The organism is Beijerinckia sp. 28-YEA-48, assembly GCF_900104955.1.
Taxonomy (GTDB): Bacteria; Pseudomonadota; Alphaproteobacteria; order Rhizobiales; family Beijerinckiaceae; genus Terripilifer.
Window position 1 is genome coordinate 2,016,758 of the sequence record NZ_FNSI01000001.1, and the last position, 23,884, is coordinate 2,040,641.

A 23,884-nucleotide genomic window follows, 5' to 3' on the forward strand; every position below is an offset into this window, starting at 1 on the left:
CCTCTTCATCCAACGCTTGAGCTTGATCAAACGAAAGCGCGCGGAAAACGAATCCCGCGCGCTTGAGAGTTTACCTGAAATTCTTGGTCGTCAGTTTTTAGCCAATCAGTTTTTAGCAACGAAGCAGTTGCCGCCCTTGGCCTGCAGCTTGGTGCACAAGCTGGTGGCGTTCTCACGCGACAGGCCGGAGATGCGGACGCGGTAGACCGACTTGTCCCCCACCGCGGCCTTCTTGAACGTCAGCTTGCGACCGCCGAGTTCGCTGCCGAAGCGCTGCGCCAGCCGGGTCATCACCTGGCGGGCCTCGGCTTCCGAACCGGGCGCGGCAAGCTGAACGGCAAAGTCGCCACTGGCATTGGTCGAAGCAGTACGGTCCACCGGCGGCTTCGCGGCCTCAGCCTGCGGCTGCGCGGCCGGAGCCGCAGTAGCAGTAGCAGGTGTCGCGGCTGCGACGGATGCTGCTGCCGTGGCGCGTGCCGTTGTCTTCGGCGCAGCCGGCGTTGGAGCCGGCGCGGCGGTCGGGCGTGCGACGGGAACCGGCGGCGGATTGGTGGTCATCGACGGCGTCAAAGATGCGACAGGCGCGACCGGGGTTCTGGGAGCCGACAGATCACCGCCAGTGATGACGCTGCCGTCGGGACGGACGGACACGGTCTTGACCGGGCGCGGATCGGGGAACAGGCCATTGCCATTGGTCGCGCCCGACGAAGGCGCGGCCGGCATGGCGATCACGCCCGACGCAGTGCCGTTGACGCGCGCCTGGGCGCGGATGTCGACGGGCTGTTCTTCGCGCGTGACGACGCGGCTGGCGGCGAGCCGTTCGGTATTCGCCTTGTCGAGCACCGAGACCTGCTGCGCCTGGTCGGGCGTATCGGATGCGGCGGGAGCAACTTTGACAGGCGTGTTGGACGCCTGAATGGTCGGCGTGCCGCTCGGCCCATGGCTGCGGTTGACGACGACGGCGCCGATGCCACCGATCAGAACAACCAAAGCGGCGCCCATCAACAGCAGCGGACGGCGCGACTTCCGCGGTTCGTCATAGCCGGAACGATAGCCCGGCTCACCGACGGACGGCTCGTCATAGCCTTCAGCGAAAGGCGGCATAGGCTCGTTGTAATGATCCTGCGCGGCTGGCGCGGCCAACGGTGCTGCAGCGGCAAAGCGCGCGGCGGCATCGGGAAACTGATTGAGCAGCGCCGAAATATCGGCGGGGTCTTCAAACGGAGCCTTGGGCTGTGACACGGGCTGACCGGCGGGACGGAACAGGCGCTCGTCGATATGCGCGACGTCGATACGCGGGGCCACGCCAGACATGGCGACAGAATTAGAGGCAGACGCAGCGGGCGCCTTCGCCTCAGCGAAGAGTTGGTCAAGCGGATCCTTCTGGACCCCGATGAGGCGAGACAGCTCCTGCAGCGGATCGCCGCCCTGCTTGGGATCGGGCGCCGCGCTTCTGAGCTTGCGCTCAAACTCTTCGAGATCGACAGGGTCGCGAAGTCGGACAGCAGCTTGACTCATAGGCACACCTCACACGTCAACACGGACGGACGCCTCGACGATTCAACACTCGCCGAAAAGCGTTCGCCGCATCGAACGGACGGTGCCTTTCAGCGCATCTCCTGCGGAGCACTCACGCCGAGAAGAGCGAGCCCCGCTGCGATGACACCGGTTAACGACGCAACCAGCGCAACGCGTGCATGGGACAAATCTCGCGTTTCTTCATTAACAAAGCGTAATTGCGGCTTATCTTTGCCGCTGTTCCAGTGCGAATGGAACGCTGACGCTAAGTCATGGAGATAAAAAGCGATGCGGTGCGGCTCATGCGCCACCGCCGCCGCCTCGACCTGACGCGGGAACTGGGCGATCAGGCGCATCAGCCCCTGCTCGCCCTCATCCTGCAGCAAAGCCAAAGGCGCCTGCGCCAGAGATGCCCCATCAAACGCCATGTCCGGGAAAGTGGCCTTGGCCTGGCGCAGCACCGACGATCCGCGCGCATGGGCATATTGGACGTAGAAGACCGGGTTGTCCTTCGACTGTTCCAGCACTTTGGCCAGATCGAATTCGAGCGGCGCGTCGTTCTTGCGGAACAGCATCATGAAGCGCACCGCATCGACGCCAACTTCGTCGACCACCTCGCGCAGGGTGACGAATGTCCCTGCCCGCTTCGACATAGTCACCGGCTGGCCGTCGCGCATCAGCTTGACGAGCTGGCACAGGCGCACGTCGAGCACGGCCTTGCCCTGCGAGACCGCTTTCACGGCCGCCTGCATGCGTTTGACGTAGCCGCCATGATCGGCGCCCCAGACGTCGATCATATCGAGGAAGCCGCGATCGAACTTCGACTTGTGATAGGCGATGTCGGCGGCGAAATAGGTATAGGATCCGTCCGACTTGACCAGCGGACGATCGACATCGTCGCCAAACTCGGTGGCGCGGAACAAGGTCTGTTCGCGATCCTCCCAATCCTCTGGCAACTGCCCCTTCGGCGGCGGCAGGCGTCCTTCATAAATCAGGCCGCGCGCGCGCAGATCGGCCACCGCCTTAGCGATGGGGGAATCCGCACCGCCATGCAGCGTGCGCTCCGAGAAGAAGACATCATGGCTGATGTTCATCGCGGCGAGATCGGTGCGGATCATCTCCATCATGCCGTCGATCGCCGCCTGACGCACCTGCGGCAGCCACTCGCTCTCGGCCTTGCCCAGGAGCGTGTTGCCGAACTGCTGCTTCAGCTTCTCGCCGACAGGCTTGAGATAATCGCCGGGATAGAGACCTTCGGGAATTTCGCCGATCGTCTCGCCCAGCGCTTCGCGGTAGCGCAGATGGGCCGAGCGCGCGAGCACATCGACCTGAGCGCCGGCATCGTTGATGTAATATTCGCGGGCAACGTCACGGCCGGAGAAGGCCAGCAGGTTGGCAAGCGCGTCGCCAAACACGGCGCCACGGCCATGACCGACATGCATCGGCCCGGTCGGATTGGCCGAGACATATTCGACATTGACCTTACCAGAGGCATTGCCACGACCGTAATTCTTGTCGGTGAGGGCGACGCGCAGCACGTCGGCGAAGATCGCCGGATCGAGGCGGATGTTGATGAAACCGGGCCCGGCAATCTCGACCGCCGCCACGCCCGGCATGGCGCCGATGGCCTCGGCCAAGGCCGTCGCCAGGGCACGTGGATTGCCGAAATGCTCCTTGGCCTCGCGGGCGTAGACCATGGCGGCATTGGTCGCCAGATCGCCGTGGGAGGCATCGCGCGGCGGCTCGACCACGAAACGGGTGAGGTCAAGGTCCTGGGGCAACCGCCCCTGTCCGACCAGCGTCCGCAACGCATCGGCGACCCGCGCCTGGAATTCAGCAAAAATGTTCATCAATTCAATCCGGATATATCTCTGGCCGCGCGGCCTATCGCAAATCACAGGCAGGGTCAAAAAAGGCAGGATCTAGAAGCCCATCGCAACCACTGCGCTGGTGGCCCCTACTTGTGGTCCCTACTTGCGCTCCGGCAATGGATTAGTCTAACAGGGGACAAACACATATAGGGAGGTCCCGTTCATGCCGCAGTTTGATCTTTATCGTGAAATGACGTTCGTCGGCTTCGCCATTGTCGCCACGCTGGGCTTTGCGGGCATCTATGCCGTCCTCGAGAACGTCGTTCCGTTCCTGCGCGGCGGCCTCGGCCGGGTCTAGTCCCCGGAGTCAGATCCCCGGCTCATTTTTCTTTTTTGGTCTCTTTTCTCGACCGCATCAGTTCTTGACGCCGCCGCATGGCCTCCTGGGTCGCGGCGGCGTATTCGCGTTCGCTTTCCCAGCGCGAGGTGCGTTTCTCCAGCTCGGCATTCAATTCGATGCCGATGAGCACCACCAGGGCCGACAGCCACAGCCACATCATCAGGCCGGCGATGGTCGCCAGCGACCCATAGGTCGCGGCGTAATTGCCGAAATGGCCAAGGTAGTAGGAAAACAGGATCGACATGGCGATCCAGGCGGCGGCGCCGAACACACTGCCCCAGATCGCCCAGCGGGCCGCCTCGGGCACCCGGCTCGGGCCATAGCGGTTGAGCAGGGTCAGGAAGACCGCCGTCACCACGAAGAGCGCCGGCCAGCGCAGAATCCGAAAGCCCGATGGGAACTTGTCCTGCAACTCGACAAAGCTGAGCAGGAACGGCACCACCAGCAGAATAGCAATGGTGGCGACGAAGATGCCAAGGCCGCCGAGCGTAAAGAAAAAGGATTGCAGGTTGAGCTGCAGGAAGCTGCGCTTCTCGTCTTCGCCATAGATCAGGTTCATGGCGTCGAACATCGACTTCATGCCGGCGTTGGCGCTCCACAGCGCAATCAGCAGGGAGACGATGGCCAACACGCTGAGGCTGCTGCTTGAGCCGCTGGCGATGGCTTCGGCCTGGCCCCGGATGATGTCGACCGCGCCCGGCGGCAGGATGAAGGCCAGTTCACCCATCTGGTCGACAATGGTCTTGGCATCGGCGAACAAGCCGTAGATCGACACGAGCGCCGAGACCGCCGGAAAGATCGACAACAGCGCATAGAAGGCGACGCCCGCCGCGATCAGGAACAGCCGGTCGCGGCCGATGTCGGCATAGATGACCTGGACCACTTCGAACCAGCCGCGCCGGGTCAAAAGCTGCGGCCGTTCGGCCACGTACAAGCGCTCCGGATCGGGCGGAAGCGGCGCCGGCAGCGGTATGGTGTCGGGATCAGGCGTGTCGTCGCTGCGCCAGCGAGAGGTGATCGCCCGGCCACCAGCCAAGGCGACCACGCCGACCGCGGCCGCCGCCCCCGCTACACCTGCCAGCGCCCTCTTCAGACCCAGCGCCAAATCCGCTCTCCGTCGTCGCCCGGACGGCGACTCGTCGCAATCTAGCGCCAAATCTAGCGCAATGTCGGCGCGTGTCCGAACAATCGCATATGTTCGGACACGGCGTAGCGGTCCGTCATGCCCGCGATATAGTCACAGACCAGCCGCGCCCGCCGCTCCTCGCTGACACCCTGCGCCGCCTGCGCCCATTCCGGCGGCATGTCGGCTGGCGCGGTGAAGAAGCGCAGGAACAGCGCCAGCACGACCGAGGTCGCCTCGTCACGCACCTTCATCACCTTGGGGTGGCGATACATATGCGCGAACAGAAACTTCTTCAGCGCCCGCTCGGTTTCAGCCATGGCGGCGGAGAAGCGCACCAGGGTGCGGCCCTGCCGGCGCACGTCCGCGCTGCTCGCGGCATGGGACGCTTCGAGCAGGCTGGCGCTTTCGGTGATCACGTCTTCGATGAAACGGGTGATCACGCGGCGCACCAACTCATGCACGACCCGCGTCTGTTCGAGACCCGGATAGAGCGCGTTGATCTCGGCCAGCAGTTCGCCGATGAACGGCACCTGCGCCAAGGCCGCCAGATCGAACAGACCGGCGCGCAGGCCATCATCGATATCATGGGCGTTGTAGGCGATGTCGTCGGCAACCGCCGCCGCCTGCGCTTCGGCGGAGGCATATTGCGACAGGTCGAGCGGGAACTGTCGATCGAATTCCAAAATCGCCAGGGGCACACCACGCTTGGCATAGCGCGCCAGCGGAGCGCCGCTGCCATCGAGCAGCGGGCCATTGTGCTTGACCAGCCCCTCCAGCGTTTCCCACGTGAGATTGAGACCGTCGTGAGCGGCGTAGCGATGCTCCAGGCGCGTCACCAGGCGCAACGCCTGGGCGTTGTGGTCGAAGCCACCGTAATCAGCCATCGCCGCTTCCAGCGCATCCTCGCCGGTGTGGCCAAAGGGCGTGTGGCCGAGATCGTGCGCCAGGGCCAGCGCCTCGGCGAGATCGTCATCGAGACCAAGGGCTCGCGCCAAAGCGCGGGCGATCTGCGCCACCTCGATCGTATGGGTCAGCCGGGTGCGATAGTGATCGCCTTCGTGCGGCACGAAGACTTGCGTCTTATGCGCCAGACGGCGGAAGCCCGTCGAGTGAATGATCCGGTCCCGGTCGCGCTGGAACTCGCTGCGCGTCGGAGAGGATTTTTCGGGGAAAAGCCGGCCACGGCTGCGGCTGGACAGAGCCGCCCAGGGCGCCCGATCCCGCTCCACATCCGCTATCCGGTCCGCTGTCCATTGAATCGCCATCAGTCTGGACCTATATCTTGTGTCCGATCAAGCGCAAGGGGCGGTAAGACCGCCTAACGTGCTGAAAGCAGGACCATGTCTGAAAACGCCGAATCAACCCTAGCCGACGCCGCACTCCCGATTGTGACGGACCGCGCGGCCAAACGCGTCTCGCAGATCCTGAGCAAGGAACCCGACGGCGCCATGCTGCGGGTGGCGGTCAAGGGTGGCGGCTGCTCGGGCTTTCAATATGCCTTCGAGATCGAGACGGCCAAAGCCGACGACGACCTGGTCATCGAGAAGAATGGCGTGCGCGTGCTGGTCGACCCGGTGTCGGTCGATTTCCTGAAAGGCGCGCGGATCGATTTCGTCGACGATCTGATCGGCCAGTCTTTCAAGATCGACAACCCCAACGTCAGCGCCAGCTGCGGCTGCGGCGTCAGCTTCTCGGTCTAGAGCAAATACGGACGCCGCCCGATCAGCGGGAGGCGTCCAAGCCCAGCAACGTTTTCGCTGTTCCTCCGAGGACCGCCGGCACGAGGGCATTATCCAAGGCCTTGCAATCGCGCACGACCGCTACGGGATCCTCATCGCCCACCGGATAGTCCGAACCCATCACCAGGCGATCTGCGCCAACAATCTCAACAAGGTGCTCCAACGTCGCCTTGTCGTAGACGCACGTGTCGTAATAGAGCATGCGGAGATAATCGATCGGCGGCTTGGACATGTTGATGCGCGTCGCCGGCTTCTCCAGATAATTCCTTGCAATGCGGCCGATATAATACGGCATGTATCCGCCGCCATGGGAGACAACGATTTTCAGTTTCGGATAAGCGTCAAGAATCCCCTCGTAAAACAACGAGCCGATGGCCATTGCTTCCTCAAAGGACTGGCCGATTGAATTCCAGAGCGCGTATTTGCGGAATCGTTGATCATGATTTCCGGCGGGATGGATGTAGATGACCGCGCCCAGCGCCTCCGCCGCCTCCCAAAACGGGCGTAACGAAACATCGCCAATCTCAAGAGCTCCGACGGACGTCGAAATCGTAACGCCTTTCAGTCCGAGCTCCTCCATGCAGCGCCGCAACTCTTGAACGGCAAGATCGGGCGCTTGCAACGGGACACTTCCAACGCCACAAAATCGTTCAGGCCTCGACGCAATGGCTTCAGCAATGCGATCGTTCATGCGGCGGTCGAGCCGAAGGCCGTCAGCGGGAGGCGCGTTGTACGTACCTTGATGAACAAGGCTCGAGGAAAGAACCTGCATGTCCACGCCCATACGATCCATCGCCGCGACGCGGTCGTCGATGTCGGCGAGGCGCTTGTTTACCGATGCCTCGCGGGCAGGATCCTGCGTCATCGCAAAGATGCTCCAAGCCCGAGTCTCCGCATAGACCGCTGGATCGATCAAGTGTGCGTGGAAATCTATCACCATGCCTGCGGCCCTCCCCGACCATGTTCGCTCGCTCTGAGCTTTTTTACTTCCGGCGATCGCCAAGAGAACAACAACTAAGATGAATGTCAAAAACTTAGGGCCGCTCTCAAATTGTAGGTTTGGGTCCTTTCGATAAATCGGCCCGCGCTCTGCCAGATCGCGTCTTGACGAAATTTGGCGACGCAGCCGAAATCCGGCCGGTCCGCTTTGTGCACGCGGACTAGCCTTTCACTGCCTCATCAGGTCAGGTCCACTGCCCGCTATTCAGCGGCAAGCCTGTGCGAGCTGGCGACGAGATCGACGGTTGCCTTGGTGTCGATCACTTCCGCAAACAGCATCGCCATGTTCGACAGGGTGCCGTTGTGCGCCGCGTCGGTGAGCGCGGCATTGCCGTCAGCCACGAAAACCAATTTGTAATTCATCTGCATGGCGTCGCGCGCGGTCGACTCGCAACAGCAATTGGTCAGCGTGCCAGTGATGATCAGAGTGTCGACGCCCTGCTTCTGCAACACCTCGTGCAGATCCGACGCGCCGGGCACAAAGGCACCGAAGCGCGTCTTGTTGACCTTGAGATCTTGCGGCACCACGTCGAGCTTTGGCCACAACTCCCAAAAATGCGCGCCCGGCGCGAAGGCCTGCCCCATTCCTGGCCCGCTAGCCTTGCTATTCAAATAAGACCAGTTCGACCACGATTGCCGCGACTCGGGCGTCATGGTCATCTGCAGGAACACATTGATGCCACCACCGGCGCGCACGGCACGGCTGATGGCATTGATGTTGTCGACGATCTCGCGTGCGGTCGGCACTTCCACCGGCGCGCCGGGCTCGACGAAGCCGTTCTGCATGTCGACGATGATATGGGCGGTGCGCTGCAGGTCGAGGCTGTCGAACACCCGTTCGCGACCATCACGCAGCGTCCTCCCATAGGCCAATGCGTCGGCATCGATAGCAATTTTATGCATTCGACTGGCTCCCTGTTGCTCGGGCTCTACACGTGCGAGCACGAGCATAGGCGTGAGAAACAGCGGAAGCCAAGGGCGTAATCAAAAGATTTGGCGGACGGGCCAAGGCCCATCCGCCACTTAGATCCTACGAGGCGGATTTCGCAGCAGCTTCCTGCTGGGCCGCGAGTTCATTGTCGGCGGCGGTGGCACGCTGCACCGCGGGCCGGGAAGCGATGCGCTCGATATAAGACATGACGACGGGAGTCTCAGGTATGAGTTTGAAGGACGTCGTCCATTGCAGCGCCGTGCCCCACAACAGATCGGCCGCCGTGATCTTTTCGCCTAGCAGATAAGACCCCTTGGCCAATTGGTCGGTCACGGTCTTTATCGTCGTGTCATAGTCGCCATAGGGGCACATGGAGGGCCGTGCCGGCTCACGCTGCATGGCGCGGTCGACCAACGCCGGCTCAAAACAGGAACCGTAAAAGAAGAGCCAGCGCAGATAAGGCCCGCGCAACGGGTCGCCCATAGCCGGCGCAAGGCCCGCTTCCGGATAGAGATCAGCGAGATAGAGGTAGACGGCGCCCTGCTCCGTCACCAGCGCGCCATTGTGCGCGATGGCCGGCACCTTCCCCATCGGATTGATCGAGAGATAATCGGCCTGCCGCTGTTCGCCGGCGCGCAGGCTCAACACATGCATGTCGTAGTCCGCGCCGAGTTCCTCGAGGAGGACCCGCGTGCCGCCTGAGCGGGTATGCGGCGAATGATAGAAGATTATCTTGCGATCCATGGCGTACTCCTCCGGGGGCTGCGGAACACCCTGCTTCTAGCCCATGGCAATTGCCAATTTATGGCAGCAGAGGATCAATAGCCCAGCAAAACCAGGATGCGTGTCCAGCGCATGAAGGCAACGGCCACCGACAGGATGAAGCCGTAGAAGCCGCCGAAGATGTGGCCACGGATGAAATAGAATTTGCAGAACTGCCAGGGAATCTCGGTGAAGACCCGCAGAACCAGGAGCGCCTTGTTCTTGGTCTTCTCGCGTTTCTGCAATTCGTAATAACCGATCTCCTTGCGCACCAGATGGGCGATGGAGCGGAACGACTGGTGGTAGGCCGGCGCCTTGAGCTGGATGACATCAGCTGTCGGCTCGACCGTGTCATGCACCATGGACGCCGCAAAACGTGTCTTGGTGCGATCATATAGGCGGATGTAGTTATGGCTGTCGGCCATGATGTGCGGCCGCTCGTGATGCGGATAGACCATGGTCATGCGCATGCGAAACGACGCGGCCGGCATGCGCTCCTGCACGAGGATGGCGCGCAGCTCGGCGCGCAGCTCTTCCGACAGCCATTCGTCGGCATCAAGATTCAAAACGAAATCGTTGCGCGCCTGCTCTTCGGCAAAACGCTTCTGCGGCCCGTAGCCTTCCCAATCGCGATGCACCACGCGCGCGCCAAAACCTTCGGCCAGCGCCTGCGTGCCATCGGTCGAGCCGGAGTCGACGACAATGACTTCATCGACGAGGCCACGCACGGACTCGATGGTGCGCGCGATGCGATCAGCCTCGTTGAACGCGATGATGCAGCAGGACACCCGCGTCCGAATTGAAGCATCGGGCGGGGACCAAGATGGAGGCGATCCCGCCATGGGTCAGGCCGGCTTGGTGGCGATGTGGATGGCGTCGTCAAAGCCGAGCGACATCCGCATCTCATCCAGCGGTTCGGGTCGATAGGTCTCAACCGCAAAACCAGCGAGACGCAGCTTGTCGGCGAAGTCGCGGCCGTAATAGCGCAGATGATCGATCGCGCCATAGGCGGCGGCGCGTTCGCGACGGCCGGTGATCGAGGGCTCCTGCACCGTCGTCTCACGGGCCCAGTTCTGCGGCACCGACAGGATAGCGCGCCCGCCCGGCTTCAGCACGCGGCGGATTTCCGAAAACGCTTTGGCATCATCGGGCACGTGTTCGAGCACGTGATGGGCGATGACGAGATCGAAAGCCTCATCGCCGAAGGAAATCGCCTGGATGTCCTCGTTCAGCTTGGCATAGGCCATTTTCGGATCGCTGGTCACATAGCCCGGATCATTCTTCATGCGTTCGATCATGAAGACTTCCGGCGCGAAATGCAGGACAGCGAGATTCTGGCCGGGTCCGATGCCGAGCTTCTGATAAAGCAGATGCGCCAGGCGATGGCGCTCGCGGCTATCGCAAGACGGGCAGCGGCTGTTCCAGCGCGGCGGCCGCGCGGCGGCGACGAAGATGCCGTGGAAGCCGCAGATCGGGCAATCGCGTTCCAGCTGGCGCGAGCCAAACTGGCGGTAGTCGCGCAAGGCCGCGATCGCATAACGCGTCGCGACCTTCATCGACATTGGCTTCGCGCTCATGCGCCTACTCCGGGCTTCGCGCTCACGCGCCCTTCTCCGGCAGGTTGAGGCGGACATGCAGCTCGCGCAATTGCTTGGTCGTTGCTTCCGACGGCGCGCCCATGAGGATGTCCTCGGCACGCTGGTTCATCGGGAACAGCGCCACTTCGCGCAGGTTCTGTTCGCCAGCCAGCAGCATGATGATGCGGTCGACACCAGCGGCCATGCCACCATGCGGCGGCGCGCCATATTGGAAGGCGCGATACATGCCGCCGAAGCGGTCGATCACCGTCTGCTCGCTGTAGCCGGCGATCTCGAACGCCTTCACCATCGCTTCGGGGCGATGGTTGCGGATGCCGCCTGAGGCCAGCTCATAGCCGTTGCAGGCGATGTCGTACTGGAACGCCTTGATGGTCAGCGGGTCCTGGCTTTGCAGCGTCTCGAGACCGCCCTGCGGCATGGAGAACGGATTGTGCGAGAAGTCGACCTTCTTGTCGTCCTCGTTCCACTCATACATCGGGAAGTCGACGATCCATGCCAGCTCGAAGCGGTTCTCATCGATCAGGTTGAGGTCCTTGCCGACGCGCGTGCGCGCATTGCCTGAAAAGGTCGCGAACTTCTGGGGGTCACCGGCGACGAAGAAGGCCGCGTCGCCCGCCTTCAGGTTCAGCTGCTGGCGGATCGCTTCGGTACGCTCGGGGCCGATGTTGTTGGCGATCGGGCCGGCCGCTTCGGTCTTGCCCTCGTTGTCGCGCCAGAAGATGTAGCCCAAGCCCGGTTGGCCTTCGCTCTGCGCCCAGGAGTTCATGCGATCGCAGAAGGTGCGCTGACCACCGCCAGGCGCGGGAATGGCGCGCACTTCGTTCTTCGCGTCTTCGAGCATGCGCGCGAACACTTTGAAGTTCGAGCCGCGGAAATGCTCGCTGACGCTCTGCATGATGATCGGGTTGCGCAGATCCGGCTTGTCGGAGCCGTATTTCTGCATCGCCTCGGCGAAGGGAATGCGCGGGAATTTCTGCGTGACAGCCTTGCCCTCGCCGAACTGCTCGAACACGCCCCGGATCACCGGCTCCATCGCCTCGAACACGTCTTCCTGGGTGACGAAGCTCATTTCGATATCGAGCTGATAGAACTCACCCGGCAGCCGATCGGCGCGCGGATCCTCGTCGCGGAAGCAGGGCGCGATCTGGAAGTAGCGGTCGAAGCCGGCCATCATCAGCAATTGCTTGTACTGCTGCGGCGCCTGCGGCAGCGCGTAGAACTTGCCGGGATGAATGCGCGACGGCACGAGGAAGTCGCGCGCGCCTTCCGGCGAGGACGCGGTCAGGATCGGCGTCTGGAATTCGTTGAAGCCCTGCCCCTTCATGCGCTGGCGGATGCTGTCGACCACCTGACCGCGCAGCATGATGTTGCGATGCAGGCGCTCGCGGCGCAGATCGAGGAAGCGGTATTTCAGCCGCGTCTCTTCCGGATAATCGACATCGCCGAACACCGGCAGCGGCAGTTCCGCCGCCGTGCCCAAAACCTCGGCATCGGTCACGTAAAGCTCGACCAGACCCGTCGGCATGTCGTTGTTTTCGGTGCCGGCGGGGCGCTTGCGCACCTTGCCATCGAGACGCACGACCCATTCCGCGCGGAAGGTTTCGACCTGCTTGAAAACTGGCGAATCCGGGTCAACCACGCATTGGGTGATGCCGTAATGGTCGCGCAGATCGACAAACAGCACGCCGCCATGGTCGCGGATGCGGTGGCACCAGCCAGAAACGCGGGCCTCGGCACCGTCGTCGGTAACGCGGAGTTGGCCGCAGGTATGCGTGCGATAACGATGCATTTTCAAGGATCTCGAACGTAAAGGAGCACCCGGCGGCTGCCGGGCGGCAAATCAGCGGGCTGTTTAGGGGAAAAAGCCTGCCGGGGAAAGGGCATCGGCGGAAACCGGGGCCCGCCCCCACAGCTAGGCGGAGGCCGGCACGGTGGCCAGAGTGCGCAAATGCGGCATGATTTCGGCCCGGAACAGCTCGATCGTCGCCGCCACCTCGGTAAATGTCTGGTCCCCGAAGGCCGGCTGGAGCACGCAGTAATTGCTGCCCGTCGCCTGTAATTCCTCACTCAGATAGGCCCGCACCGTCTCCGGCGCGCCGGCCATGCCCCGGCCCTGCTCGACTAGCCCATCCCAAGTCGGCGGGCGGGCGTGGGTCATGCTGCGGCCGAGCTTGCGGAACAGGAAGGTGAAACCGTCATGCCAGCGCAGGTAGGCGCGCCGGGCGATGGCGAGCGCCTGATCGTCGGTCTCAGCGACGACGACGAAACGGCCGAGCCCCATCAGCGGCAGCGGCTTGCCGGCCTGTTCGCGGGCCCAGACTTCACGGAAGATGCGGTTGCAGGTCTGGATATCGGCCTTCACGTCGAGATTGAGGATGGTCCAGCCATTGCGGGCGGCGCGCTCGGCGCTGGCCTCGGTGTGGACGCCGTACCAGACGGGCGGATGCGGCTTCTGCAGCGACAACACCCTTAGATCGATGTCACGGTATTCCGGATCAAGCTCGGGCACATGCATGCGGCCGGTGGCGAGCGCTTCCAGCACGCGCGGCAGGTTGCGCCGATAAATAGCTTCCGTCTCCTGCGCCGGCACGCCGAAATATTCGATCTCGACCGGCGACGAGCCGCGCCCAAACCCCATGTCGAGACGGCCACCCGACAATTGGTCGAGCATGGCGATCTCCTCGGCCAGGCGCAGCGGATGATAAAGCGGCAGCGCATAGACCATGGGCCCAAAGCGCAAACGCTTCGTGCGCTGCGAGGCCGCGGCCAAAAACAGATTTGGCGAGGGCGCCATGCCGAGCGCCGTGGCGTGATGTTCGGCCACATGCCAGCAATAGAAGCCGGCACGGTCATAAAGTTCGAGCAGGCGCAGGCGCTCCTCGTAAAAGGCGCCGACCGGCAGATGGTCGTTGTCGAGATGATCGAATATGCCGAACTGCATGATGGTTCGTTTCCTCTCGTTTGGAGCCATCATGCCACAGCCGGCAAGGGCTAGGCGAGCCCCCGATTTGCCCTTGCCGTGCCCTTCGGCAGCGTAGAGATTGCTGTAGAAGCAACGGCGCATCATCTTGCGGAGCGCCGATGAAGATGGGTGTCGGAAGATGGATGCTGGATCGACACACGAGGTTCCTTCTGTCCGTCGCGTGCGCCCCTGGTACGCCCAGCTTTGGGTTCAGGTGCTCTTGGCCACGATCGCCGGCGTGGCGCTCGGCTACTGGCAGCCGGAGCTGGGCGCCAAAATGGAACCGCTGGGCGACGCTTTCATCAAGGCGATCCGCGTCATCATCGCCCCGGTGATTTTCTGCACCGTCGTGCATGGGATCGCGCGCATGTCGGACATGGCGCGGGTCGGGCGCGTTGCCATCAAGGCCCTGCTCTATTTCGAGGTGATGACGACGGTGGCGCTCATCATCGCGCTCGTCACCGTCAACCTGCTCAAACCCGGCGTTGGCATGAATGTCGATCTGTCGAAGATCGACACATCAACGGTCGATCACTACATCGTGCAAACGCACAATACGGACATTACCAGCTTCCTTCTCAACATTATCCCGAACTCGTTTGTCAGCGCTTTCGTGGAGGGACAAGTCCTTCAAGTGCTTTACATCGCGGTTCTGTGTGGCTTTGCCCTGGCCTGGATGGGGCAGCGCGCACAACCGATTATCGATCTGATCGATACGGCGTCGCAGATGTTTTTCGGCATCGTCAAAATCGTCATGTGGGCGGCACCCTTGGGCGCGTTCGGCGCCATCGCCTTCACGGTCGGGCGCTTTGGTCTCGGGTCGCTGCAATCACTCGGCTGGCTGCTCGGCAGTTTTTATCTCACCTGCCTGATCTTCATATTCGGCGCACTCGGGCCGATCGCCTATTTCTGCGGCTTCAGCCTGCTCAAACTGCTTCGCTACATCTGGGAAGAAATATTGATCGTCCTGGCGACCACGTCATCGGAAGTGGTGCTGCCGCGCCTCATCAAGAAGATGGAAGCGGCGGGCTGCGAGAAAAGCGTCGTCGGCCTCGTGGTGCCAACCGGTTATTCCTTCAATCTCGACGGCACCTGTCTCTATCTCGCCATGACGACCGTGTTCCTGGCGCAGGCGACGAATACGTCCCTCGATCTTTCGCAGCAGATCGGATTGCTGCTGATCCTGCTTCTTACCTCCAAAGGCGCGGCCGGCGTTGCCGGCGCGGCCTTTGTCGTGTTGGCGGCGACGCTGGCCTCGTCCAGCACCATTCCTGTCACGAGCGTCGCGCTGGTCCTGGGCATTCATCGTTTCATGTCCGAAGGGCTCACCCCGACGAATCTCATTGGCAATGCGGTCGCCACAATTGTCGTGGCGAAATGGGAAAACGCTCTCGACACGAAGCAACTGGAGAACGCGCTGTCCGGTCACGCATTGCTCGACGACATTTGAGCCGTGCTGCGACCTTTTGGCATCAAAACGGCCGCGCTTTCCCCGTTTCCTTCGGTGCGCTATAATGGGCCTATGAGCGCACTCGCAAATTCGCGTCTATCCGCCGCTGTGCTGAGTCCGGCAGCGTTTCTCATCCTTTTCAGCCTCTTGGCGGCTCCGCCCGCCCATGCGCAGACCTTCACAGGTTTCAACGCCCTGCCCGTCTTCGCCTGGCCGAGATACGACCCAGCCGAAGTCAGCCCCTTCGAGGGCTCCTATGGGCGCATGTCGATGGGCTATCAGGTGTCTTCCTCAAAGCGCTTCGGCACCTACTCGGGACCGACAATCGGCCTTGAGGGCGGCAAGATGTGGCGCGATGGTCAGTTCGTTTACGGGGTGGTCGGAGCCGTCGACTATATGCCGCCGGTGGGTGGCTATGGCACGCCCAGCTTCGGCATGGCGGCCTACACGCGCGACTTCGCCGGCGCGGTGCAGTTCAAGGCCGGCTTCCTGGCGGCGAACAATGTCCTCGTCTACACCAAGATCGGCGCAGCCGCGATCAACGAGACGCTGCATTTCGGCGCCACCAATTTCTCGTCGCCCTTTAACCGCAACACATTCACGGTGCGACCTGATGCGCGCGTCGGTGTCGAATGGGCGGTCACCGACAAGCTGACCATTGGGGTCGAAGCAGGCGTCACCGGCTCCCCGCTCCGCTAGCTAGCGCGGAAACGGCGGAAGACATCTGGCTGGGAAGAGATCAGGCGTGAAACCTCGTCGTGAATCAGGCCGGTCAAAGCCGTGCTGGCTCGGGTTGGCGGCCGATCACGGTGGCGGAATAGACTTCGCGTGATCGCAAAGCCGTCGATGGGAGCGCCAACAAGTTCCTTCTTCTGCAGTTCGCGATCAACCGAAGAAAAGGGAACGACGAGGAATCCTGCGCCGGCGCGCAGGGCGCCGATCGCCGTCGTGAGGGAATCAACCTCCGCGACGACGCGGAGTTGAAAGTTCGAACGCGCCTGAAGCCGTTCCAACAGCAACCGCGTAAAACTGCCAATCACGATCGGCAAGCGATCGAGCTTGTCGAGGCCGAGCCGCCGCCCCTTAATGGGCCAATCCTCGGGCCGACCGATGAGCCACATGGATTCGGTGAAAAGCGGTTCGCCGACGAGATCGGGATGTTGAGCCTCGGAACTCATGATGCCGATGTCAATGCGGCCAGACAGTAACGCATCGCGAACAGCGGGAGAAAAATCTTCCTGAAGGAAGAGCTTGAGATGCGGATAACGCGCAATGCAATCGGACAAAATCTTGCCGACGAAAAGAATGCCTATCGATGGCGGAAAGCCAAGTCCTACCTGCCCAATCAGTTCCGCGGCTTGCGATCGCACTTCGGCTTCAAGCTGCTCGGATATGCGCAGCATGAGCTCCGCCCGCTCGAGAACCAGAAGACCGGTTTCCGTCGGCTCGACGCCGCGTCGATGCCGCATCAAAAGTTCCGCGCCGAGTTGCTCCTCCAGAAGCTTGATCCGCCGCGTGAGGGCTGGCTGAACGAGGCCGAGCGATATGGCGGCTTTCGAAAGGCTGCGTTGCCGAACGATTTCGACAAAATAACGAAGAGAGAGGAGGTCCATGCCACCCAGCTATCATTTTCTGCTATATCATATATCAAAAATGAACATTTTCAATATATTAGAAATGGTGATCATGTCCCCCGGCTTGCGGGTTCCCGCTTCGCATAGAACCGATTGGGAGGGATGTGATGTTTCACCGGATTGCCACCGCGGCCTTTCTCTGGGCGATCGCCGCCTCCTGCTCGGCGCAGGACTATCCGACGCGAACGATCACCATCGTGGCGCCCAGCGCCCCCGGCGCTCTCTCCGACGTTCTCGCGCGCCTCATCGGCAAGAAGGTGGCCGATACGCTTAGCGGCACGGTCATCGTCGAAGACAAGCCGGGCGCCAGCGGTGCGATCGGTAGCACCTATGTCATGCGCGCTCAGCCGGACGGCTACACCATTCTCCTAGCGAACGGCGCGTCTCACGGCGCGCTGACGGCTCTGAGCAAAACGCCGGCCTACGATCCGATCAAAGACTTTGTTCCGATCGCGCGCGTAGGAGAAACACAACTCGCTCTCGTCGTATCCGACAAATTGCCCGTCAAGAACGCACAAGATTTCCTGACTTATGCGCGCGCCCATCCCGGTAAATTAAGCTACGGATCATTCGGTCACGGATCGGCCGGGCATTTGTTCGGCGAGATCATGAAGAAGCGCAATGGCATCGACATGGTCCACGTCCCCTTTAAAAGCGAGGCCGATGCCGTCCAGGCCATTCTGGCCGGACAGATCGAGTTGGCGATGCTCGTATCGGCCAAGCCTTATGTCGACCAAGGCCAGGTGAAGCTCATCGGAACAACCAGCCCTGGCGCGAATGAAGCTTATCCCGGCTGGCCGACGCTAACATCCCAAGGCGTGGAGGGCTTTTCCCAAGCCCGCGGCTTCCAGGCTTTCTTGGCGCCGGCCGGCACGCCCCAAATCGTGGTCAACAAACTCGCCGATGCCATTTCCGGGGCTGTCGCCGATCCCGAGATTCGCCGTCAACTCCTGAATCTCGGCGTCACGCCGGCGAATGAGACGCCAAAGGATTTTCCGGCGCTGTATCGCGCCCTTGTCGAGCAATGGCGGTCGATCGTTCGAGAATCTGGCATCTCGACGGACTGAAATGGCGGCCCTCACGGCCCGACACGCACCTGCCCCCTGAATTGGAAGCAAAGCCATGATCATCGAACGCGACGTCGCCATTGCGATGGACGACGGCTTGGAACTGCGCGCCGACATTTATCGTCCAGACAATCCAGCCCGCGTGCCTGCCGTCATGACCGTGGGTCCCTACGGCAAAGGCGTCAGATATCAGGATCACTACAAGCACAGTTGGGACTGGATGATTCAGGCCCACCCAGGCTTGCTGACTGGCTCAAATCATCAATGGCTGACATGGGAAACAGTCGACCCGGAGATTTGGGTCGCGTGGGGCTACGCGGTCGTGCGCGTCGATTCACGAGGTACAGGCCGTTCCCCCGGTTTTCTCGATATTCTGTCGAAGCGTGAAACGCTCGATTATTACCATGCGATCGAGTGGGCTGGGACGCGCGACTGGTGCAACGGCAAGGTCGGCCTCAACGGCATCTCCTATTATGCGATCAATCAATGGCATGTTGCGGCTCTGCAACCGCCGCATCTTGCCGCCATGATTCCATGGGAAGGCGCGGCGGATTGCTATCGCGACTTCTTTCGGCACGGCGGCATTCTCTCCAACAAATTCCTGGAGACGTGGTATCCGCGCCAAATTCTCTCCGTACAGCACGGCAATGGCGCCGGACCGCACGATCCGTGGTTGGATGAATCCGCCACAGGCCCGGAAAACCTCTCGGAAAAGGAGCGCGAAGCCAATCGCCTGGCCACGCTCGCCAACGTCAGCGCGCGCGAGATGGACGATCGCTGGTATCAAGAGCGGTCGCCTGACTGGTCAAAGGTGATCACGCCTTTCCTCAGCGCCGCCAACTGGGCCGGCTATGGTCTCCATCCGCGCGGTAATTTTTCGGCATTCACGCTCGCCGCCTCGAAGCAGAAATGGCTTGAAGGACACCCTGGCCGTCATGAGGAATGGTTCTATCTCGACTATGGGCTGCAATTGCAAAAGCGGTTCTTCGATTATTTCCTCAAGGGTGAAGAAAACGGCTGGAATAGTGAGCCGCGCGTATGGCTCAATCTGCGCCGGCCGCTCACGGATGACGTGGAGCTGCGCAAGGAGAACGAATGGCCGCTGTCGGGAACACAATGGACGAGGCTTTTCCTCGACGCCAACAGTGGCTCGCTGAGCTGGAATGCCTCATCCCGAGACGGAACGAAGAAATTCATCGCGGCCCATGAAAGCACACTCTGGCTGTCGCCGCCGTTGGACCAGGAGACAGAGATAACTGGGCCGTTGTCTCTGAAACTGTTCATCTCCTCATCGACATCGGATGCCGACTTTTTCGTCACGCTTCAAGCTTTCTCCGCTGATGGACGCGAGGTCGAATTTCAAGGGACCGTCGATCCACACACACCATTGGCGCAAGGCTGGTTGCGTGCCTCCCATCGAAAACTCTGTGCCGAGCGCTCCCTGCCCTATCAGCCCTATCATACGCATGATGAAAAGCAGCCTCTGGTTCCCGGTGACCTCTACGAGATCAACGTCGAAATCTGGCCAACTTGTATCGTGTTACCGGCTGGATATCGCCTTGCCCTCGACATCCGCGGCAAAGATTTCATGCGCCCTTCGCCTAGCGGAGATCCGCTGCGCAGCGGCTCGGGCCCCTGGCTTCACGACGATGCGCTTGATCGGCCGATCAGCATTTTCGGCGGAGATGTGACTATCCATACGGGACCGGACAGGCCGTCCCATCTGCTCCTGCCGATCATTCCCAAGCGCGAGACCTGATGAGAGGATACGCCAACGCCAGGGCTTAGCCTGGCGTTGGATCGATCACAGCCTCAATATTCAGAAATATCCGGATTGCTGTCGAAGAAGCTGCGCTTCATCTTTTCCATCCGCTTCTGCTGCATGGCGCGTTCGACCAGCAGTTCGTAATTGCGCTCCCATTGCAGGCGCAGTTTAGCTTGCAGCGAAAAGCTCTTCATCGCCGCGATGTCGGGATCAAGTGTGCGGCTGCGCTTGGCATCGATGCGCATATCCTGCTCTTTCCAGTCCGGCACGCCCATGTCCATGATCGCATCCCAAAGGCTGCGCTGGGGCGCCGACACATGGGACGAAGCGATGCCGGTATAGATCGTGTCGGAATAGGTAGACATGCCGGCAGCCTGCATCGCGGCCGCCTGCATTTTGGCGGCTTCCTCGATGACGCTCTTGGCGGCTTCCTTGGCAGCGAACGGCGACGCGGCGGCGGCGGCAAAGAAGCCACGCCGATTCAGATTGATTTTCATGGTCATCAACAAATCCCCACGGTCACGAGCATCCAGCCGCAATGGCGGCGGACGGTTTCGCACCCCGGGGGACGGTTCGCCTCGAAGGCTGTCGATTCCCGCCCCGGAACGACTGGGCTATATTTAGGTCTGCGCCGCTGAATGGCAAGTGAATGGCAAGTGAATGGCAAGTGAATGTGGCTGATGCTTTTAGGGCGCGCTTGAGGGAATGCCTGGGAGCGCTATATTCGCGCCCTAAGAAAAGACAGGAAACGCCAGGAGCCCGCCGTGACTCTCTCCGTTCACCGCCTCTCAGCCCATATCGGCGCTGAAATCCGTGGCCTCGACCTCTCCGCTCCGCTCGCTCCCGAGACAGTGGCGCAACTGCGCCGGGCCTGGTTCGACCACATCGTCCTCCACTATCGCGGCCAAACCCTCGACCCGGAGCAGCAACGCACCTTTGTCTCCCTGTGGGGTGAAATCGGCGGTCGCGCCAACCGCCTGCCCGCCAAGAACCCACGGCAGCAGAATGGCCCCGACTACAACGCGGCGGCGATGCTGGTGTCCAACATTCGCGAGAACGGCAAACCGATCGGCGTCCTGCCCGATGGCGAACTGTGGTTTCACCACGACATGTGCTACGCGGCCGAGCCGAACCGGGCGAGCTTTCTCTATGCGATCAAAGTGCCAAGCGAAGGCGGCAACACCAAGTTCGCCAATATGTATCAGGCTTATGACAACCTGCCGCAACGCTTGAAGGACAGGATCGAAGGCCGCACCGTTCTCCAAGCCTTCGATGAAGTCCAGGACTCCCGCCTCGATCTGAGTTCGATAGATATCGCCGATATAAAACACTGGCATCAGCCTATGGTTCTGCGACATCCGGAGACCGGTCGCCGCGCGCTTTATGTCAATCGCTTGATGAGCCATCGGGTGCAGGGACTGACCGATGCCGAAAGCGATGCGCTGCTGGAAGAGCTCTACAGCTTCACCGAAGATCCGTCGCTGATCTACGAACACGTCTGGAAACAAGGCGATCTTTTAATGTGGGACAATCTCTGCTCGATCCATGCGCGCACGGATTTCCCCAAAGATCAGCATCGCCTGATGCGCCGCATGACCATCGCCGGCAGCACCGTCATCCCCGCCTGGCAGGATCGATCCGCGGCCGAATAGCGCGCATGGGTTGCATGCGCCGCAGCCCGCTCTAATATCTTTGCACGCAGCTGGCCGAGAACCCTGCAAGGAACCCGGCGCCTGCCAAGGCATTAACCACATGTTTCACAAGACGGGGTGAGCTCATGAGTACCAACAACATCGTTACGGACATCAAGAGTAACGTTCGCAATCAGATGATCGAGCTCCTCAACGCCAGGCTCGCCGACGCGATCGATCTCAAGCTTGCGGTCAAGCAGGCGCATTGGAACGTCAAGGGCGAGAATTTCATCGGCCTGCACGAACTGTTCGACCAGATCGCCACTCGCGTCGACGACCATGTCGACACGATCGCCGAACGCGCCGTACAGCTCGGCGGCATGGCGCTCGGCACGACGCAGGTGGTGGCCGAAGCAACCAACCTCGCGGCCTATCCGGTCAAGGCTGTCGCCTCGGCCGACCATGTCAAAGCTTTGAGCGAGCGGCTCTCGGCCTTTGGCGCTTCGGTCCGCAAGGCCATCGACGATGCGGACGAGGCGGGCGATGCCGACACAGCCGATATTTTCACGGGCATTTCACGCGCGGTCGATAAAGACCTTTGGTTCGTCGCCGCCCATAAGGGGTGAGTGACTGCCTGAGATAAAATAAGGGCGGCCCGCAAGGAGCCGCCCTTATTTTGTGCCCGTGAAGTGGCGCCGCTTTAACGCTGCACGTTGGCCAACAGCGATGGCAATGGCGCATAGGCCGACAGACCCGTCGGCAGGATCGGCGCGGCGCCGATGATGACGGCCGGCAGTTCGATCGGCCGCGTATAGGTGCCGAGCGCCACGTGCATCGGGCGGCGTGGCGGTGTCGGAACATCGGCCACTTGCACACTGGCCATCTGCACGTTTTGCAGTTCGCCGGCGGCGTCAGGCGCAGCAGCATCTGCAAGCATTTCGTCCGGCACCTGCAGGCCCGTCGGGCGACGCGGCGGCAGCGGCACGTCATCCACCGGCTTGACCGAAGCCACCTGCACCTGCGGCCATTGCTGCTGCTGCTGCGCAGCTGTCGCCGAAGGCTGCTGCTCGGAACCAAAGAGCGACGCGACGCTCTGCACCAGACCCGACAATGGATTGACGCCCTGCCCCGCCGCAGCGCTCTGTTGCGGGGCTGGCTGTACGTTCGACGCGACGGCCACGGGCTGGACTTGCGGCTGCGTCCGGCGGGCGATCTGCACGTCCGGACCCTTGCGGCAATCGCGAACGCCGAGGTCGATCAATTCGCCGCCGCTCAGATTGCGATAGTTGCGGGTGAGATAGCCCAGACGCTCACGCACCGGCTGCGGATAGGCATTGAACAGTTCGGCGGTGATGCCCTGGTCGATTTCCTTGGTGTTCTGATTATAGGCGGTGTGGAACTTGAGAACGCTCCACGGATAGACGCAGACATTCGGCAGGCTCAACGCCAATGTGCACGCAGACCTGCATTCGAGCAGCCGCACTTCACGACCCTCGGCCCGATAGACGGCCGTCTGCGCACGATAGTCCGACACCAATCCGCCGACGTCTTTGACGACGACGACCGGTGCTGGCGCCGGAGGCGGAAGCAAGTAACCCAAACGCAACCCTCGTAAACGATCGGAATATCTAGGCGGATCGGAGCGCCACCCCATCATTTCAGCCGCTTATGGTTAAGCAACCCCTAACACCGGTCGCCTGTAAAAGCGGCGATTTTGCGCCTGACGGGCATGGCGGCTTGTTGAGCCCCTCGCCCTTTCCGGCCTGAAACCCTTCAAAACAAGGCGCTTGGCAAAGTCGCGTTTCAGTTGAGGCGCGATGGAAAAGCACCCTTGCATGGGGTTGTTCCTCAGAATCTCGTGGCACCCCCTCCCCGACGCGCTCCTGCGGGCGCAGAAGTCGTAGCTTCGCGGCCGCTGCCGCGCCGCCTGCTGCAATGTTCCTGTCCCTCGATCCAAGGGCCGTTCTCCTCTCTCAGGACCGCGGCACCCGCCGCGTTCAAATCGGGCCCAAAATACGAAGGGAGGGCGGCGGAATTTTGTTCTCTGTTTGTTCGATTTTAATTTCCGCTCGGCAAGCTTCCGCTGAGTTCGAATTTCCAGCCCTGGAACCGACCTTCGAAATCGCGATCTCCGGCCGTGCGCGCGCTTCTCTCATTTCTCAAAAACTTCGAGCGCCCGTTGCTTGCCAATCACGCGTTCTTTTCGAGATAGCTGGCGATCTTGTTTTTGATATCGGCGATCGGCCCATGGAGGTGGCCATTGCGTTCCAGGACATCGATCATCTGAAAGCGCGTAAATGGATTCTGTGAGTTGATGGCTTCACCCAAGCGACTGTAGTGGGAGCGAATGAGTTTTTCGCGCGTTTCAGAGAGAATAGCCCAATCAGCCTCATTCCACTGATCACGCTTGTATCTGCGCATGTTTTGCGAGGCGGCATTTTGCGCGGTTCGGCGGATGTAGGATGGCAAAGGATTGTCGTGCATCGTCAGC

Annotated in this window: 24 protein-coding genes; 9 read left to right on the forward strand and 15 right to left on the reverse strand. The window is 61.5% G+C overall.

Translation table 11 applies throughout. The features are described from left to right. Nucleotides 1–105 precede the first annotated feature (105 nt). Complete coding sequence (locus tag BLW50_RS09520) at nucleotides 106–1,518, reverse strand: SPOR domain-containing protein (RefSeq protein WP_090700829.1); 1,413 nt, start codon at nucleotides 1,516–1,518, stop codon at nucleotides 106–108. Between the two features lie 89 nt (nucleotides 1,519–1,607). Then, nucleotides 1,608–3,368, reverse strand: coding sequence for an arginine--tRNA ligase (gene argS / locus BLW50_RS09525; RefSeq protein WP_090700833.1), 1,761 nt, complete (start codon nucleotides 3,366–3,368; stop codon nucleotides 1,608–1,610). A 184-nt stretch (nucleotides 3,369–3,552) separates the two neighbouring features. Between argS and BLW50_RS31240 the strand changes: the two genes are divergently transcribed. Beyond that, entirely contained in the window at nucleotides 3,553–3,687 is a 135-nt protein-coding gene (locus BLW50_RS31240) for a hypothetical protein (protein WP_280141456.1), read from the forward strand. A 22-nt stretch (nucleotides 3,688–3,709) separates the two neighbouring features. Here BLW50_RS31240 and BLW50_RS09530 read toward each other — a convergent pair whose 3' ends face one another. Further along, entirely contained in the window at nucleotides 3,710–4,834 is a 1,125-nt protein-coding gene (locus BLW50_RS09530) for a YihY/virulence factor BrkB family protein (protein WP_170850075.1), read from the reverse strand. 53 nt (nucleotides 4,835–4,887) lie between these two features. Beyond that, nucleotides 4,888–6,120 carry a deoxyguanosinetriphosphate triphosphohydrolase gene (locus tag BLW50_RS09535; protein WP_090700839.1) on the reverse strand — a complete coding sequence of 411 codons (1,233 nt, stop codon included), beginning with the start codon at nucleotides 6,118–6,120 and terminating at the stop codon, nucleotides 4,888–4,890. 75 nt (nucleotides 6,121–6,195) lie between these two features. On the opposite strand from BLW50_RS09535, the gene erpA reads away from it, so the two are divergent. Further along, nucleotides 6,196–6,555 carry an iron-sulfur cluster insertion protein ErpA gene (erpA, locus tag BLW50_RS09540; protein WP_090700842.1) on the forward strand — a complete coding sequence of 120 codons (360 nt, stop codon included), beginning with the start codon at nucleotides 6,196–6,198 and terminating at the stop codon, nucleotides 6,553–6,555. A 22-nt stretch (nucleotides 6,556–6,577) separates the two neighbouring features. On the opposite strand, the gene BLW50_RS09545 is transcribed toward erpA, so the two are convergent. The 7 genes from BLW50_RS09545 to BLW50_RS09575 all read right to left on the reverse strand — a co-directional run bounded on the left by BLW50_RS09545 (nucleotide 6,578) and on the right by BLW50_RS09575 (nucleotide 13,825). Then, on the reverse strand, nucleotides 6,578–7,534 hold the full coding sequence (locus BLW50_RS09545) for an amidohydrolase family protein (RefSeq protein ID WP_090700845.1): 957 nt from the start codon (nucleotides 7,532–7,534) through the stop codon (nucleotides 6,578–6,580). Nucleotides 7,535–7,794: 260 nt separating this feature from the next. Then, the gene (locus tag BLW50_RS09550) at nucleotides 7,795–8,496 is read right to left on the reverse strand and encodes a cysteine hydrolase family protein (protein ID WP_090700848.1); all 702 of its coding nucleotides are present in this window, start codon (nucleotides 8,494–8,496) and stop codon (nucleotides 7,795–7,797) included. A gap of 127 nt (nucleotides 8,497–8,623) precedes the next feature. Beyond that, complete coding sequence (locus tag BLW50_RS09555; RefSeq protein WP_090700851.1) at nucleotides 8,624–9,268, reverse strand: glutathione S-transferase family protein; 645 nt, start codon at nucleotides 9,266–9,268, stop codon at nucleotides 8,624–8,626. Nucleotides 9,269–9,342: 74 nt separating this feature from the next. Further along, entirely contained in the window at nucleotides 9,343–10,128 is a 786-nt protein-coding gene (locus BLW50_RS09560; protein ID WP_090700853.1) for a glycosyltransferase family 2 protein, read from the reverse strand. Between the two features lie 3 nt (nucleotides 10,129–10,131). Further along, nucleotides 10,132–10,863, reverse strand: a complete 732-nt coding sequence (locus BLW50_RS09565; protein ID WP_170850077.1) for a class I SAM-dependent methyltransferase — start codon at nucleotides 10,861–10,863, stop codon at nucleotides 10,132–10,134. A gap of 22 nt (nucleotides 10,864–10,885) precedes the next feature. Beyond that, a complete protein-coding gene (gene aspS / locus BLW50_RS09570) occupies nucleotides 10,886–12,673 on the reverse strand; it encodes an aspartate--tRNA ligase (RefSeq protein WP_090700859.1) in 1,788 nt (595 codons plus the stop codon). A 123-nt stretch (nucleotides 12,674–12,796) separates the two neighbouring features. Continuing rightward, entirely contained in the window at nucleotides 12,797–13,825 is a 1,029-nt protein-coding gene (locus BLW50_RS09575) for an LLM class flavin-dependent oxidoreductase (protein ID WP_170850078.1), read from the reverse strand. A 160-nt stretch (nucleotides 13,826–13,985) separates the two neighbouring features. Here BLW50_RS09575 and dctA point away from each other — a divergent pair, with 160 nt between their 5' ends. Together dctA and BLW50_RS09585 are read left to right on the forward strand one after the other, a co-directional pair. Then, entirely contained in the window at nucleotides 13,986–15,296 is a 1,311-nt protein-coding gene (gene dctA, locus BLW50_RS09580) for a C4-dicarboxylate transporter DctA (protein WP_090700862.1), read from the forward strand. A gap of 72 nt (nucleotides 15,297–15,368) precedes the next feature. Next, the gene (locus tag BLW50_RS09585; RefSeq protein ID WP_090708943.1) at nucleotides 15,369–15,995 is read left to right on the forward strand and encodes an outer membrane protein; all 627 of its coding nucleotides are present in this window, start codon (nucleotides 15,369–15,371) and stop codon (nucleotides 15,993–15,995) included. Here the strand turns inward: BLW50_RS09585 and BLW50_RS09590 are convergent. Then, nucleotides 15,992–16,666 (reverse strand): LysR substrate-binding domain-containing protein, encoded by a 675-nt coding sequence (locus tag BLW50_RS09590; protein ID WP_244544457.1) that lies wholly within the window; start codon nucleotides 16,664–16,666, stop codon nucleotides 15,992–15,994. The two genes, BLW50_RS09585 and BLW50_RS09590, sit on opposite strands and share 4 nt — an antisense overlap. On the opposite strand from BLW50_RS09590, the gene BLW50_RS31030 reads away from it, so the two are divergent. Genes BLW50_RS31030 through BLW50_RS09600 form a run of 3 tightly spaced genes read left to right on the forward strand, consistent with a single transcriptional unit; the run spans nucleotide 16,553 to nucleotide 19,756 of the window. Beyond that, complete coding sequence (locus tag BLW50_RS31030; protein WP_244544501.1) at nucleotides 16,553–17,017, forward strand: hypothetical protein; 465 nt, start codon at nucleotides 16,553–16,555, stop codon at nucleotides 17,015–17,017. The genes BLW50_RS09590 and BLW50_RS31030 overlap by 114 nt on opposite strands. A gap of 20 nt (nucleotides 17,018–17,037) precedes the next feature. After that, entirely contained in the window at nucleotides 17,038–17,997 is a 960-nt protein-coding gene (locus BLW50_RS09595; protein ID WP_090700866.1) for a Bug family tripartite tricarboxylate transporter substrate binding protein, read from the forward strand. 55 nt (nucleotides 17,998–18,052) lie between these two features. Next, the gene (locus tag BLW50_RS09600) at nucleotides 18,053–19,756 is read left to right on the forward strand and encodes a CocE/NonD family hydrolase (RefSeq protein ID WP_090700868.1); all 1,704 of its coding nucleotides are present in this window, start codon (nucleotides 18,053–18,055) and stop codon (nucleotides 19,754–19,756) included. Nucleotides 19,757–19,809: 53 nt separating this feature from the next. Here BLW50_RS09600 and BLW50_RS09605 read toward each other — a convergent pair whose 3' ends face one another. Beyond that, nucleotides 19,810–20,265, reverse strand: a complete 456-nt coding sequence (locus BLW50_RS09605) for a hypothetical protein (protein WP_090700869.1) — start codon at nucleotides 20,263–20,265, stop codon at nucleotides 19,810–19,812. 261 nt (nucleotides 20,266–20,526) lie between these two features. Here BLW50_RS09605 and BLW50_RS09610 point away from each other — a divergent pair, with 261 nt between their 5' ends. Then, nucleotides 20,527–21,414 (forward strand): TauD/TfdA dioxygenase family protein, encoded by an 888-nt coding sequence (locus BLW50_RS09610; RefSeq protein ID WP_170850079.1) that lies wholly within the window; start codon nucleotides 20,527–20,529, stop codon nucleotides 21,412–21,414. 125 nt (nucleotides 21,415–21,539) lie between these two features. Further along, nucleotides 21,540–22,019, forward strand: a complete 480-nt coding sequence (gene dps / locus BLW50_RS09615) for a DNA starvation/stationary phase protection protein Dps (protein ID WP_090700874.1) — start codon at nucleotides 21,540–21,542, stop codon at nucleotides 22,017–22,019. A 74-nt stretch (nucleotides 22,020–22,093) separates the two neighbouring features. Here dps and BLW50_RS09620 read toward each other — a convergent pair whose 3' ends face one another. Together BLW50_RS09620 and BLW50_RS09625 are read right to left on the reverse strand one after the other, a co-directional pair. Beyond that, complete coding sequence (locus BLW50_RS09620; RefSeq protein WP_090700876.1) at nucleotides 22,094–22,993, reverse strand: hypothetical protein; 900 nt, start codon at nucleotides 22,991–22,993, stop codon at nucleotides 22,094–22,096. A 590-nt stretch (nucleotides 22,994–23,583) separates the two neighbouring features. Further along, complete coding sequence (locus tag BLW50_RS09625; RefSeq protein WP_090700878.1) at nucleotides 23,584–23,877, reverse strand: hypothetical protein; 294 nt, start codon at nucleotides 23,875–23,877, stop codon at nucleotides 23,584–23,586. Nucleotides 23,878–23,884: the final 7 nt, after the last annotated feature.

Excerpts from the sequence above, each read along its gene's own strand:
- BLW50_RS31240 (WP_280141456.1), top strand. The coding sequence starts at position 3,553 with ATGCCGCAGTTTGATCTTTATCGTGAAATGACGTTCGTCGGCTTCGCC.
- BLW50_RS09600 (WP_090700868.1), top strand. The coding sequence starts at position 18,053 with ATGATCATCGAACGCGACGTCGCCATTGCGATGGACGACGGCTTGGAA.
- erpA (WP_090700842.1), top strand. The coding sequence starts at position 6,196 with ATGTCTGAAAACGCCGAATCAACCCTAGCCGACGCCGCACTCCCGATT.
- BLW50_RS09585 (WP_090708943.1), top strand. The coding sequence starts at position 15,369 with ATGAGCGCACTCGCAAATTCGCGTCTATCCGCCGCTGTGCTGAGTCCG.
- BLW50_RS09535 (WP_090700839.1), bottom strand. The coding sequence starts at position 6,120 with ATGGCGATTCAATGGACAGCGGACCGGATAGCGGATGTGGAGCGGGAT.
- BLW50_RS09550 (WP_090700848.1), bottom strand. The coding sequence starts at position 8,496 with ATGCATAAAATTGCTATCGATGCCGACGCATTGGCCTATGGGAGGACG.
- dps (WP_090700874.1), top strand. The coding sequence starts at position 21,540 with ATGAGTACCAACAACATCGTTACGGACATCAAGAGTAACGTTCGCAAT.
- BLW50_RS09595 (WP_090700866.1), top strand. The coding sequence starts at position 17,038 with ATGTTTCACCGGATTGCCACCGCGGCCTTTCTCTGGGCGATCGCCGCC.
- BLW50_RS09560 (WP_090700853.1), bottom strand. The coding sequence starts at position 10,128 with ATGGCGGGATCGCCTCCATCTTGGTCCCCGCCCGATGCTTCAATTCGG.
- BLW50_RS09605 (WP_090700869.1), bottom strand. The coding sequence starts at position 20,265 with ATGACCATGAAAATCAATCTGAATCGGCGTGGCTTCTTTGCCGCCGCC.
- dctA (WP_090700862.1), top strand. The coding sequence starts at position 13,986 with ATGGATGCTGGATCGACACACGAGGTTCCTTCTGTCCGTCGCGTGCGC.
- BLW50_RS09565 (WP_170850077.1), bottom strand. The coding sequence starts at position 10,863 with ATGAGCGCGAAGCCAATGTCGATGAAGGTCGCGACGCGTTATGCGATC.
- BLW50_RS31030 (WP_244544501.1), top strand. The coding sequence starts at position 16,553 with ATGCGGATAACGCGCAATGCAATCGGACAAAATCTTGCCGACGAAAAG.
- BLW50_RS09520 (WP_090700829.1), bottom strand. The coding sequence starts at position 1,518 with ATGAGTCAAGCTGCTGTCCGACTTCGCGACCCTGTCGATCTCGAAGAG.
- BLW50_RS09625 (WP_090700878.1), bottom strand. The coding sequence starts at position 23,877 with ATGCACGACAATCCTTTGCCATCCTACATCCGCCGAACCGCGCAAAAT.
- BLW50_RS09545 (WP_090700845.1), bottom strand. The coding sequence starts at position 7,534 with ATGGTGATAGATTTCCACGCACACTTGATCGATCCAGCGGTCTATGCG.
- argS (WP_090700833.1), bottom strand. The coding sequence starts at position 3,368 with ATGAACATTTTTGCTGAATTCCAGGCGCGGGTCGCCGATGCGTTGCGG.
- BLW50_RS09575 (WP_170850078.1), bottom strand. The coding sequence starts at position 13,825 with ATGCAGTTCGGCATATTCGATCATCTCGACAACGACCATCTGCCGGTC.
- aspS (WP_090700859.1), bottom strand. The coding sequence starts at position 12,673 with ATGCATCGTTATCGCACGCATACCTGCGGCCAACTCCGCGTTACCGAC.
- BLW50_RS09555 (WP_090700851.1), bottom strand. The coding sequence starts at position 9,268 with ATGGATCGCAAGATAATCTTCTATCATTCGCCGCATACCCGCTCAGGC.